The 12,022-nt window shown below is 51.5% G+C and carries 11 protein-coding genes; 3 read left to right on the top strand and 8 right to left on the bottom strand.

Translation table 11 applies throughout. From position 1 onward, the window contains the following. Nucleotides 1-32: 32 nt before the first annotated feature. From AC07WB_RS06385 to mntR, 7 genes are all read right to left on the bottom strand, one after another. Nucleotides 33-1,625 carry an ABC-F family ATPase gene (locus AC07WB_RS06385; protein ID WP_345827002.1) on the bottom strand — a complete coding sequence of 531 codons (1,593 nt, stop codon included), beginning with the start codon at nucleotides 1,623-1,625 and terminating at the stop codon, nucleotides 33-35. 295 nt (nucleotides 1,626-1,920) lie between these two features. Then, entirely contained in the window at nucleotides 1,921-2,322 is a 402-nt protein-coding gene (locus AC07WB_RS06380) for an H-NS family histone-like protein (RefSeq protein WP_097094432.1), read from the bottom strand. Nucleotides 2,323-2,736: 414 nt separating this feature from the next. After that, nucleotides 2,737-4,266: an efflux transporter outer membrane subunit gene (locus AC07WB_RS06375; RefSeq protein WP_097094433.1), complete on the bottom strand. Its 1,530-nt coding sequence runs from the start codon at nucleotides 4,264-4,266 to the stop codon at nucleotides 2,737-2,739. A gap of 1 nt (nucleotide 4,267) precedes the next feature. Continuing rightward, nucleotides 4,268-5,836, bottom strand: coding sequence for a DHA2 family efflux MFS transporter permease subunit (locus tag AC07WB_RS06370; protein ID WP_097094434.1), 1,569 nt, complete (start codon nucleotides 5,834-5,836; stop codon nucleotides 4,268-4,270). Continuing rightward, nucleotides 5,833-6,963, bottom strand: a complete 1,131-nt coding sequence (locus tag AC07WB_RS06365) for an HlyD family secretion protein (RefSeq protein WP_097094435.1) — start codon at nucleotides 6,961-6,963, stop codon at nucleotides 5,833-5,835. Before AC07WB_RS06365 ends, AC07WB_RS06370 begins: the two co-directional genes overlap by 4 nt. A gap of 116 nt (nucleotides 6,964-7,079) precedes the next feature. After that, a complete protein-coding gene (locus AC07WB_RS06360) occupies nucleotides 7,080-8,189 on the bottom strand; it encodes an SLC13 family permease (protein ID WP_345827005.1) in 1,110 nt (369 codons plus the stop codon). A 19-nt stretch (nucleotides 8,190-8,208) separates the two neighbouring features. Next, nucleotides 8,209-8,667: a manganese-binding transcriptional regulator MntR gene (gene mntR / locus AC07WB_RS06355; RefSeq protein WP_008102536.1), complete on the bottom strand. Its 459-nt coding sequence runs from the start codon at nucleotides 8,665-8,667 to the stop codon at nucleotides 8,209-8,211. Nucleotides 8,668-8,898: 231 nt separating this feature from the next. Between mntR and AC07WB_RS06350 the strand changes: the two genes are divergently transcribed. After that, nucleotides 8,899-9,093, top strand: coding sequence for a hypothetical protein (locus AC07WB_RS06350; protein ID WP_097094437.1), 195 nt, complete (start codon nucleotides 8,899-8,901; stop codon nucleotides 9,091-9,093). Nucleotides 9,094-9,245: 152 nt separating this feature from the next. Here the strand turns inward: AC07WB_RS06350 and ompX are convergent, their stop codons facing one another. Next, nucleotides 9,246-9,758, bottom strand: a complete 513-nt coding sequence (gene ompX / locus AC07WB_RS06345) for an outer membrane protein OmpX (protein WP_097094438.1) — start codon at nucleotides 9,756-9,758, stop codon at nucleotides 9,246-9,248. A 378-nt stretch (nucleotides 9,759-10,136) separates the two neighbouring features. On the opposite strand from ompX, the gene rhtA reads away from it, so the two are divergent. Next, nucleotides 10,137-11,042: a threonine/homoserine exporter RhtA gene (rhtA, locus tag AC07WB_RS06340; protein ID WP_494940203.1), complete on the top strand. Its 906-nt coding sequence runs from the start codon at nucleotides 10,137-10,139 to the stop codon at nucleotides 11,040-11,042. Between the two features lie 299 nt (nucleotides 11,043-11,341). Further along, nucleotides 11,342-11,845 carry a DNA starvation/stationary phase protection protein Dps gene (dps, locus tag AC07WB_RS06335; RefSeq protein WP_097094440.1) on the top strand — a complete coding sequence of 168 codons (504 nt, stop codon included), beginning with the start codon at nucleotides 11,342-11,344 and terminating at the stop codon, nucleotides 11,843-11,845. The last annotated feature ends 177 nt before the right edge of the window (nucleotides 11,846-12,022 follow it).

Here is a 12,022-nt window from a genome sequence, read left to right as displayed (position 1 = left end):
GTGCGCATCTCTGCGCACCTGGCTATTACGGTTTACACAATACCCTGACTGCGCAGGTAATCTTCATAGTTGCCGGTGAAGTCGACAATACGATCACCTTTCATCTCCATTACGCGCGTAGCCAGCGAGCTGACAAACTCACGGTCATGTGAGACGAAGACCAACGTACCTTCATACATCTCAAGCGCCATGTTGAGCGACTCAATCGATTCCATATCAAGGTGGTTAGTCGGTTCATCCATAATCAGGATGTTCGGCTTCTGCATCATCAGCTTGCCAAACAGCATGCGGCCCTTCTCACCACCTGACAGCACCTTAGCGGGCTTGTTGATCTCATCATGCCCAAACAGCAGACGCCCCAGAATGCTGCGCACCGCCTGCTCGTCATCGCCTTCCTGCTTCCACTGGCTCATCCAGTCGAACACCGTCAGATCATCGGCAAAATCTTCCGCATGATCCTGTGCGTAATAACCAATACGCGCATTCTCAGACCATTTCACCGTGCCGTTATCGGGTGCCAGTTCACCCACCAGCGTTTTTAACAGCGTGGTTTTACCAATACCGTTGGCGCCCAAAATCGCTAATTTTTCGCCGACTTCTAGCATCAGGTTAAGTTTATTAAACAGCGGGCCGTTATCAAAACCTTTGGTCAGCGCTTCGACTTCCAGCGCATTACGGAACAGCTTTTTATCCTGATCAAATCGGATAAACGGGTTTTGACGGCTGGATGCTTTTACCTCTTCCAGTTTAATTTTATCAATCTGCTTGGCACGCGAAGTCGCCTGACGCGATTTAGAGGCGTTGGCGCTGAAGCGACTCACAAACGATTGCAGATCGGCAATTTGCGCTTTCTTCTTCGCGTTATCTGATAATAAACGTTCACGCGATTGGGTCGCCGCGGTCATATATTCGTCATAATTACCCGGATAAACGCGCAGCTCACCGTAATCCAGATCGGCCATATGCGTACAAACCATATTCAGGAAATGGCGGTCATGCGAAATGATGATCATGGTGCTGTTACGTTCGTTGAGCACTTGCTCCAACCAACGAATGGTATCTATATCCAGGTTGTTGGTCGGTTCATCGAGCAACAAAATATCTGGATTGGCGAATAATGCCTGTGCTAACAGCACACGCAATTTCCAGCCTGGCGCAATTTCACTCATTGGGCCGTAATGCTGCTCCACCGGAATGCCAACGCCCAGTAATAATTCGCCGGCACGTGATTCAGAACTGTAACCATCCATCTCGCCGTATTCGACTTCCAGGTCGGCCACTTTATAGCCTTCCTCTTCGCTCATTTCTGGCAAGGCATATATACGATCGCGCTCTTGCTTCACCGCCCACAATTCATTGTGGCCCATGATAACGGTATCCAGCACACTATATTGCTCAAAGGCAAATTGGTCCTGGCGTAACTTACCGATACGCTCATTCGGATCGAGGGAAACATTTCCACCCGTCGGCACCAGGTCGCCGCCCAGTATTTTCATAAAGGTAGATTTACCGCTGCCGTTCGCACCGATTAAACCGTAACGATTACCGCCGCCAAATTTAACGGAGATATTTTCGAACAGCGGCTTACTGCCGAACTGCATGGTGATATTGCTGGAAACTAACACGGCATTGACCTTTGTTACGCAGTGGAGGAAAAAACAGCGGGCATTATGCCAGAAGCGGGCACCTGGGCGCTACCTCTGCGCCTGAAGCAGAGAGCGTAATCCACTGAACGTGTTGAGCTGATACACAAAATAATTCGCGTTACCATAGGTGAGTCGCCGGGGGCTTGCAGCAGTAAGCGACAGGGACGAGCATCTGCAGCTAACACAGCTGCAATGTGAAGAATAAAGTGAATTAAATAAATAAAAAAAGCCGAAGACATTTGCCTTCGGCTCCCACTTACAAGGATTGTGCGGATTATTTGATCAGGAAAGTATCCAGGCTCTTACCGGAATCCAGCGCTTTCTTAATCGCTGCTGGAGTACGGCCCTGGCCAGTCCATGATTTTACTTCACCGTTTTCGTCGGTGTAAGAATATTTTGCTGGACGTGGTGCACGCTTAGCGCGTTTTTTACCAACTTCTAAAGCGCCCAGTAATTCGTTCGGATCAATGCCATCAGCCAGCAGCATTTCGCGATATTTAGACAGTTTCTCTTCTTTTTCGCGGTTCTGCGCTTCTTCTGCATGAACTTCGTCACGACGCTCGGTCACAACAACGGTTAATTTTTCCAGAATTTCTTCCAGATCGGTCAATGGCAGCTCACGAGCTTGCGCACGTAATGTGCGAATGTTGTTCAGAACTTTAAATGCATCACTCATCACAATGTCCTTGCTTAAGGGGTTAAATAAACTGTAGTGGCAAGATTACCTAATTCAAATAAAAAAATAAATTAATTTTATAGCCTGGATTAATCTGAAGTCGCTTACATATTACTTACGTTGAGGGTTATGCCGACGAGGTTGGCTTTAATTAACCATGAATTAACACGCCTTCTTTGTTGCTTAAGCAGAACTGGAATCGATTTCAAACCAATATTCCCAGGTTATAAACAACCATTTAGCTACTATTGCGCGCTGCAGCATAAGTGAGCATAAAGGTAAAAAAGGATTAATGGTGTAACGGAAAACCCCATGATATAGGCGTTTATTATATTGCGGAGGATGAGAGAGAAATCTCATTTTTTTTCGTTGCGGTGAAAAAAAGCCGGTGGTTAACCGGCTATCAAACAAAAATTAATGCACTTCCGTTGCAGGACCAAACACAGAATAGTCGGGAAGGTTGACGTTTTGATAAGGCTCCCAGCCGCCGCCCAGCGCTTTATATAACGCCACCAGATCAAGCGCACTTTGCATCCGCGCCTGCGTCGATTGCGCTTTAGCCTGCGCCAGCTGACGCTGTGCATCTAACACATCAAGGAAGGTTGAGATGCCCTGGCGATAACTGTCGCTGGCAAGATCGAAGGCGCGTTGCAGTGCACCTGTGGTCTCATCCAGCGCGATGACCTGTTGCTGATCGGCGCGATAGCTCACCAGCGCATTCTCAACATCCTGCAGCGCGGTTAACACCGTTTGGCGATAGTCCAGCGCCGCATTTGCCTGCTGAGCGCGCGCCAGTTTAACGCTGGAGACTAAACGCCCGCCCTGGAAGATGGGAATCGAGAGTGACGGCCCAACGCTGAAGAAGTGACTGCTCCAGTCATCCAGATAGCTGGCATCGGTGTTGCGCACACCGAGCTGCCCGGTGAGCGAAAGGCTTGGGAACAGATCGGCCACCGACACGCCAATATTGGCCGTTTGTGCATGCAGCGTGGCTTCCGCCTGACGAATATCCGGACGGCGCCGCGCCAGCGTAGAAGGAATACCGACCGGCACCATTTTCGGCAACGCGGGCAGCGGTTTTTCCGACATTAACTCGTTATCCAGCGCCCCCGGCGTTTTGCCCAGCAGCACTGCCAGGCCGTTCATCGCCTGTAACTGCTGCGCCTGGTATTGCGGCAGCTGCGCGTTAAGCGAGGCTAACTGTGCCCGGGCATTTTCCACATCCGTGGTGGGTGCCAAACCGTTCCTCTGCTGGCTTTGCGTCAGTTCCCAGGTTTGCTGCGCCACCGCAATCTGTTGCTGCAAGGTCGTTAACACCGCCTGCGAACCACGTAACTGGAGATAGGCACGCGCGACTTCGGCTTCCAGTGAAACCAGCGCATCGTTACGCTGCTCGATAGCCGCCTGCTGTTGTGCGTCCGCCGCTTCCATCTGGCGACGAACTTTGCCCCATAAATCGAGCTCCCAGCTGGCATCAAAACTGCCCTGATACAAGGTGACCGAGTGATCTAATCCATTCAGTTGATTAGCAACATCGCTGTCCACCTGATCGTAAACGCCGTTCGACTTCAGCAGGCCTTTTAATCCCAACTGCTGCCGCGTGACTTTTGCCGAGCCGTTAAGCGAGGGGAATAACCCTCCGCGCGCTTGCGCCAGCTGTTCGCGTGCGCCGGCAATGCGCAGCACGGATTGCTGCAGCGTTAAGTTACCGGCAATGGCGCGCTCAATCAGGCTGTCCAGCTGGGGATCGTTAAAGCTTTTCCACCACAGCGGATTGGTCGCTGCCGCCAGCGGCTTTGACGCCTGTTGTGAAGGTAAGTCATGGTAACCGCCCGGCGTATGCGCCTGCGGTGGCTGATAATCCGGCCCAACGGCGCAACCGGCCAGCAGCAATGACAGCGCCAGCAACGTCAGCGACGGCTGAAATCGCGAAAACTTGTTCATTTTAATGTGCTCCTGCACCGCCTTCGCTCTTAATCGGCGAAAGCAACCAACAAAATGGAATCAATAGCAAAGCCACGATACTCAAGCCCATAAAGACGTCGATATACGCCAGAATACGCGCCTGGGCAATCATCTCCTGGTAGAGCTGTCCGCCCGCCAGCGTCAGCGGGTCGCCTACCGCCGTGGTGAAGTTACGGATGGCATCGGCCCAGTGTTGTAGCGTGAGGTTGTAAGGCTCATTCAGCGGCGACATGTTGTGCACCATGTTTGCCGATTGCGTCTGCATGCGTTCCGTAATCCCCGCGGTTGAGAGCGAAATCCCGATCGAACCGGCGACGTTACGGAACATAGTGAACAGCGCCGAGGCATCGGCATTTAACCGTTGCGGCACGGTAATAAACGCAATGGTGGTGAGCGGCACAAACAGGAAGCCAAGTCCGATTGACTGCGCGCTTCGCATCATCACCAACGTTTTGAAATCGACGTCAGGCGTAAGCGTGGAGGAGTAGAAGAAGGCACAGGCAAGGCAGGTAAAGCCGAACGCAATGATGTAGCGCGTTTGCACAATTGGCATCAACTTCAGTACCAGCGGAATGGTCAGCACAATTAATATCGCGCCGGGCGACAGCACCAGCCCCGACCAAGTGGCGGTGTAGCCCAAATCCTGCTGCGCCAGCTGGGGAAGCACCACCGAGCTGCCGTACAGAATCATCGCCATGCCCGCCATTAGCAAACCCGCTACCCAGAAGTTGCGGTCTTTCATTACCATGATATCGACCACCGGCTTGCGCGCATACAGTAGCCAATACACGGCGCCGACAATACCCACCAGCGCCAGCGTGGCGAACAGGACGATAAAGTGCGAAGCAAACCAATCCTCATCTTCACCGCGATCGAGGAATACTTGCAAACAGCCAAGCCCAAGCGTGATCAGGCTGATACCAATGTAATCAATCTTCAGCCGGCCTTTCGCCCACTTACGTTCCCACGGCGGATCTTCCAGCAGCTGATAAATCGCCATCACCGTTAAAATACCCACGGGAATATTAATGAAGAACACCCAGCGCCAGCTGTAGTTATCGGTGATCCAGCCGCCGAGCGTCGGACCAATCACCGGCGCAACGATGATGGCAATCGACGACAGGCCAAACGCTTTGCCGCGATCTTCCGCTTTGAAATAGTCGAGCAGCACCGATTGCTGTACCGGCTGCAACCCACCACCAAAAAAGCCCTGCAGGACGCGGAACAAAATGATTTGCCACAGTTCGGTAGCGATACCGCACAGGAATGAGCAGATGGTGAACATCACAATGCAGATCAGGAAGAACTGCTTACGGCCAAACAGTCGACTAAAAAACGCCGAGATCGGCAATACGATGCCGTTGGCCACCAAATAAGAGGTTAAAACCCAGGTGGATTCGTCGTAACTGGAGGAGAGCGAGCCCGCAATGTGCGGCAGCGCCACGTTGACGATAGTGGTGTCGAGGATCTCCATAAACACCGCCAGCGTCACCGTGATGGCAACCAGCCACGGGTTGCTGGCCGGACGCCAGCTTTCGCTCGCACTCATTCCACTGTCACCTTCGGCTCAACCGACAGGCCCAGCGGTAGTGGATGATTCGGATCCAAACCTTTATCGATAACGATTTTCACCGGTACGCGCTGCACGATTTTCACGTAGTTGCCGGTGGCGTTCTCAGCGGGGAAAGTGGAGAAGCGCGAACCCGACCCCATCTGTACGCTATCAACGTGCCCTTCCAACTTCATATCTGGCCAGGCATCAACGCTGATCTCCACTTTATTACCCGGCTTCATTCGTTCCAGCTGTGACTCTTTGAAGTTAGCGTTAATCCAGATTTCCGGTGAAACCAGCGAGAATAGCGCGCTGCCAGCCTGAACCAAGGTGCCAAGCTGCACATTTCGCTTGGTCACAAAGCCGTCGTAAGGCGCACGTACCTGGGTATAAGAGAGATTTAATTCGGCCGTATTGAGCTGCGCTTTAGCCTGTTCAACTTGCTGCTCGCGCGCTTCAACGTTGGTTTCTTGCTGGCGAATCTGCAACTGAACCTGCGAAGCCACTTCAACCTGCGCTTTGGCGCTCTGTAACTGTGCTTCGGCGGAACGCAACTGAGCGGCGGCGGTATCAATATTGCGCTGCGAGGTTGCCCGAGGATCAACACCGCGCTGGCGACGATAATCGGCCTGGGCATTTAACAGGTTTGCCTGCGCTTTGGCCTGATCGGCAAGCGCCTGATCGCGCTGTGCCGGATACTGCACGCGTGATAAGGCTAACTGCGCCTGCGCCTGATGCAGCTGAGCTTCTGCGAGGCCCAACTGCGCTTTGGCCTGATCGCGCTGTGCCGCGGTGTCACGCGTATCAATCTCCACCAGCAAATCGCCCTGCTTCACCCGCTGGTTATCGCTTACCAGCAGCTTCACCACATAACCCGAGGCTTTAGGGGCGATGGTCACCGCGTTACCTTCTGTAAAGGCATCATCGGTGCTTTCAATGTTGCGCGTGGTGAGCCAGAACCATAATGCCACCACGATCATAATCACCACCACGATGGCGAGAAAAATCAGGGGCTTCTTTCCGGGGCGTTTACGTTCTGGTTCGTTGTTATCTTGATTCGATTGTGCAGAGTTTTGCGGATCTTGCTGATCGCGTTCGGACGGCTGATTCTGGTTTTCACTCATAATTTTTCATCGTAGGCGGTTGTCCCGATTCCCGGGCAAAAACGGTCAACATAACCTTAGATGGGAAATTGACAAATGCCAATGCAACTTTACACAAGCCGACACTGGCTGGCCGTCTAACGCATTAAGTGCAAAAGTAGCCATCCACCCAGCATCGACCAGGCAAGCATTGGCAGGGAGAACAGATGGAATCGCCACCACACCCGCGCATCCTGCGCCATGCGCAGGGCAATCAGGTTGGCAAGTGAGCCCGGCAATAAACCAAAGCCGCCGATGTTCACCGACCACGCCAGCACATCGGAAGGTGGCACTTTCTGCAAAAGCAGGATGGTGGCCGGCACATTACTGATGACCTGTGACAGACCGATGGCTAACAGATAAAGTCCGCCCTCGCCTAACTGCCCAATGGCGGCAAAATGGGGTTGCAGCCATGGCAAGTGCATCAGCAGAAAGACATCGATAAACATCGCGACAAATACCAGCAGCAAACTCCAGTCGATACTGATCAACACGCTGCGCGCCATGATCAGGAAACAGGTCGCTACGAGCAGCAGCGCCCAACCGGTCATTTTTAGCTCCAAAGCGACAATGAAGACGATATAAAGCAGCACGCTGATCAGAAACAGCGGCTTGTGCCACGGCTGGCTTTCGCCTTGTTCATGCTTTTGAATGCTGCGGGCCGGGAAACTCCACCAGGTGAGCGCCATTAACGTCAACATCAGAAATGCCGCCAGCGGCGCCATCTGCGCAATAAAAGCGGGAACGCTGAGCGCTCCATGACTCCACAGCAGAATATTTTGCGGGTTGCCGACCGGGGTTAATAACGAACCCGCATTGACGGCCAGCGCTTCAAAAATAATCAGGCGTGAGATCGGCAGACGTGAGAATTTGCGCAGGGTTAACGTTAGCGGCACCAAAATAAACAGCGCAACATCATTGGTGAGAAAGGTTGAGAGCAACGCGGCCGCGCAAACCATAAACAGCGCCAGCGCGCGCTCATGCTGGAAACGCTGGATCAGACGCGCGCCGAGTACATCAAAATAGCCGCTGTTCTCCAGCCCTTTGGTCAGCATCAATAAGCCGGTAAGCGTCATGATGGTATGCCAGTCAACCGCGCCAGGCAGCTGCGACCAATGGAAATTCGCCAGCGGCACCATAATCACGCCCAGCAGCAACAGCAAATGCAAGATACGATCGCGCATTAAGGAACGAAGCACTATGGGCATGATGGCGGAAGCCTTGTGGTTAGCGACTCTCGTAAAATTTCTGGAAGACGGCCAGCGTTTCATCACTGACGTGATGCTCCAGGCCTTCTGAATCACGGCGCGCGGTTTCCGGGCTAACACCCAGCGCCAGCAGGAAGGTTTCAACAATGTGGTGGCGGACGCGGCTCGCTTCAGCCAGCTTCTCACCTTCGGCGGTGAGGAACACGCCACGATATGGCACTTGCTCCACTAAACCGGTGGTACCGAGGCGCTTAAGCATTTTCGCCACCGTCGGCTGAGAAACGCCAAGGCGTGCAGCCATGTCCACCTGACGCGCCTCGCCAAATTCACGAATCAAATCAGAGATTAACTCAACGTAGTCATCAATCAGCTCACGACGATGCGCTTCGCGCACCTGCCGAAATCCTTCGACATGCTCCTCAATTTCTTTCAGCGGCCCCTGGGGCATGTTGGTGGCGATTTTTGCACGACGACTCATTCAACTTCCTCTTTATTATCTGCCGCACTGTACCTGCGATGCGGTCTGGCTGCGCCCATTGTAAACCAGGCACAAATAAGCACAAATTTTTCCTAAATAGTGTTGGCTAAAGAGTATAGCCAGTGCTATCTTTGTTGATAATGTAAGCGAATAGCTTATAAAGGATGCAAAGACGAACACCGTTTCGCTGCTCCTGCTTGTTTTATGTCGTAATTCACTCGGGAGGTGAACATGACTACCATGAAAAACTGCCTCGACTGTGGTAAGTGCTTCCAGACAGAACAGAGCAAACCGGCTTTCGAGCTGAAATCGCTGCTGTGCCTGTTTACTCGCTCGCCGTTTGCACTGCGTTTGATGCTGATTGAAAAGCTCACGGGCAAACAGCTGGTTGAACGTCCGTGCCCAAACCTGATCTGGCGCGGCTAACGCTCTCCCTACTCACGCTTATTCCTACAAAGCCCGCCTCTGTCGCGGGCTTTGTGCTTTTTGATGTGGTAAAGCCTGCTGAACGGTGAATTGCACCCATAAAAAAACGGTCCCGAAGGACCGTTTATTGTGCAACTGGTCTAAGCAAAAACTTAGAAGCTGTAACCTACGCCAGCAATCCAGGTACCAACGTCGACGCTGCGGATACGGCTCTGCTCGTAACCTACATCCAGTGCGACGTTTTCGATTGGGTTGAACTGCATACCCGCGCCGTAAGAGAAACCGTAGTCGCTTGTATCAGACTTAGAACGTACTGCAGTATCGTTCTGCTGGAATTTACCGTAGCCTACACCCACAACACCGTAGATGCTTGCCCAGTCATTCAGACGGTAAGCTGGACCACCGGTGATGCCGTAGTATTGACCTTTGTTGTAAACGCCAGCGTCAGTACGATCTTTCTCGGTGTAAGTGAAAGAACCGATCCAACCCAGTGGGTTAGTACCGTCTTCGTAACGATATTTCAGGTTGAAGCCGTTTGCTTTGTTAGCAACGCCTTGATAATCGCTCTGAGCGTAACCACCGGTAACGGTGCTTTGTGCCATGGCAGAACCTGCAGAAACTGCAAGTACACAAGCCAATGCTGAAAGACATGCAATTTTTTTCATAACCACCTCAAATGTGAATATACTTCTCTCCTGACAACGCTATAAATATAACAAAAAACAGCAAGAAACTCTGCCCGCAATTTGTTGTCTAACAGATTGTTTGGTGTAACAGAAAGTTAATGAAGTTTCCTATGTCATTCATTTTACTTATAAAAACCTTCATATTCCTGCAACATAAATTTCGATCACAAAAAATGCGTTTAAGTAAATTCCTAAACTAACCTGACATTTCTTTACGGAAATGGCCCTGAAAATGGCCAAATTCTAACCACTCATCACGTTTTTTTTCCCCGGATCGTATCTCCTTATTTACTGAAGATTCCTTTACACTGAGCTCTTGTTGCTCCGCTGTTAATAAATAAAGGAATGAATAACAGGATGTCTGCGCCTTTAACGACTAAAAATCTGGCCCCGGTTTTGTTCCCCATCGCTGTTCTTCTCATTGCGATGCTTTCGCTGCAGGGTGGAGCTTCACTGGCGAAATCGCTGTTTGCTACCGTTGGTGCCCCAGGCATTACCGCGCTGCGACTCGGCTTAGGCACCCTCATTCTTTGCGTCATCTTTAAACCCTGGCGTTTACGTTTCACACGTGAACAGCGCAAGCCGCTGCTGATGTATGGCCTTGCGCTCGGCTGCATGAATTATCTCTTCTATTTAGCGATTCGCACCGTGCCGCTTGGCGTGGCGGTCGGATTAGAGTTCCTGGGTCCGCTGACGCTGGCTCTGATTGGCGCGCGCCGTCCGCTGGATTTTATTTGGGTACTGCTCGCGGTAGTGGGCTTATGGTTCCTGTTGCCAATCGGTGATGGTGTGAGCCATATCGATCCGCTCGGTGCGCTGCTGGCGGTAGGTGCGGGTGCCTGTTGGGCAGTTTATATTCTTGCCGGCCAGCGTGCTGGTGCCGAACATGGGCCGGCAACGGTGGCGATGGGCTCGCTCATCGCCTCCGTAATCTTTGTTCCTCTTGGCCTGACATTTGCCGCGCCGGGCATCTGGCATTGGGAAATCCTGCCGCTGGCGCTGCTTATCGCCCTGCTCTCCAGCGCTATTCCTTACTCTCTTGAGATGATGGCGCTGACGCGTCTTCCTGCCCGTATTTTCGGCACCCTGATGAGCCTGGAACCGGCAATGGCAGCACTTTCGGGCATGTTGTTCCTCGGTGAACTGTTAACGCTGCAGCAGTGGATTGCGCTGCTGGCGATTATTATCGCCTCTGCCGGTTCAACTCTCACCATGAAGCAAAAAAGCGCGCAAATAAACGAAGTAGATATTACTCATCAGTAATAAATAAGTGATTATTCAGCCTGCTATATAGCAGGCTGAATATAAAAGCGTTCTCATTATCATTTCACCGGTTACCCCACCGGTGCTTATTATTATTTTGCAACACGATTAATAAATAATTAACATATAGATTAACTCGTTGTTTTATAAACCTTAAAAATAATAACGCACAATTCCTGAGCAACAGTAAGGTTTATCTATTCCTGCCATTGATCTAATCATTCCTGCAGAACTTAAATGTGCTGCTATACTTATTTCCGTGCTTGATTAGGACAACCATCAATAAGAGGACATTAATGATGAGTACCGCAAAACTGGTTAAAACTAAATCGTCTGATCTGATTTACACCCGTAATGACGTCGCTGACAGCGATAAAAAAGCGACCATCGAGGTGCTCAACCGTCTGGTAGTGGAATTTATTGACCTGTCGCTGATCACCAAGCAGGCGCACTGGAATATGCGTGGCGCCAACTTTATTGGCGTGCATGAGATGCTTGATGGCTTCCGTACGGCAATTACCGATCACCAGGACACTATCGCTGAACGTGTGGTTCAGTTAGGCGGTGTGGCGCTGGGTACGACTCAGATCGTCAACGATAAGACACCACTGAAAAGTTATCCGCTAAACATCCATAGCGTGCAGGATCACCTGAAAGCGCTAGCCGATCGCTATGCCGTTGTCGCTAATGATACGCGCAAAGCGATTACTGAAGTGAGCGATGAAGATACTGCGGATATTTTTACTGCGGCATCGCGCGATCTGGATAAATTCCTGTGGTTCATTGAATCCAACATCGAATAATTTTCAGCGTAACAGTGAAGGCGGGTTATCCCGCCTTTTTTTATGCCTGTAACATTCTGGTACTTTTTTTGACGTTGTTAACAATTCCTTAATCCCTTCTTTCGCTTGCCACGCCCTTGGTGCACACTGTTCCTGCACCACAACGGCACTACGCACCATTATGGTGCCCACCACTGG

It is taken from the genome of Pantoea sp. GW821-FHT03E06, assembly GCF_059420725.1.
The sequence above is the reverse complement of the archived record's forward strand: the minus strand, read 5'-3'. Positions and strand labels throughout refer to the sequence as shown.

Coding starts and splice junctions, on each gene's coding strand:
- AC07WB_RS06380 (WP_097094432.1), bottom strand. CDS start 2,322: ATGAGTGATGCATTTAAAGTTCTGAACAACATTCGCACATTACGTGCG.
- AC07WB_RS06375 (WP_097094433.1), bottom strand. CDS start 4,266: ATGAACAAGTTTTCGCGATTTCAGCCGTCGCTGACGTTGCTGGCGCTG.
- AC07WB_RS06370 (WP_097094434.1), bottom strand. CDS start 5,836: ATGAGTGCGAGCGAAAGCTGGCGTCCGGCCAGCAACCCGTGGCTGGTT.
- AC07WB_RS06365 (WP_097094435.1), bottom strand. CDS start 6,963: ATGAGTGAAAACCAGAATCAGCCGTCCGAACGCGATCAGCAAGATCCG.
- AC07WB_RS06360 (WP_345827005.1), bottom strand. CDS start 8,189: ATGCCCATAGTGCTTCGTTCCTTAATGCGCGATCGTATCTTGCATTTG.
- mntR (WP_008102536.1), bottom strand. CDS start 8,667: ATGAGTCGTCGTGCAAAAATCGCCACCAACATGCCCCAGGGGCCGCTG.
- AC07WB_RS06350 (WP_097094437.1), top strand. CDS start 8,899: ATGACTACCATGAAAAACTGCCTCGACTGTGGTAAGTGCTTCCAGACA.
- ompX (WP_097094438.1), bottom strand. CDS start 9,758: ATGAAAAAAATTGCATGTCTTTCAGCATTGGCTTGTGTACTTGCAGTT.
- rhtA (WP_494940203.1), top strand. CDS start 10,137: ATGTCTGCGCCTTTAACGACTAAAAATCTGGCCCCGGTTTTGTTCCCC.
- dps (WP_097094440.1), top strand. CDS start 11,342: ATGAGTACCGCAAAACTGGTTAAAACTAAATCGTCTGATCTGATTTAC.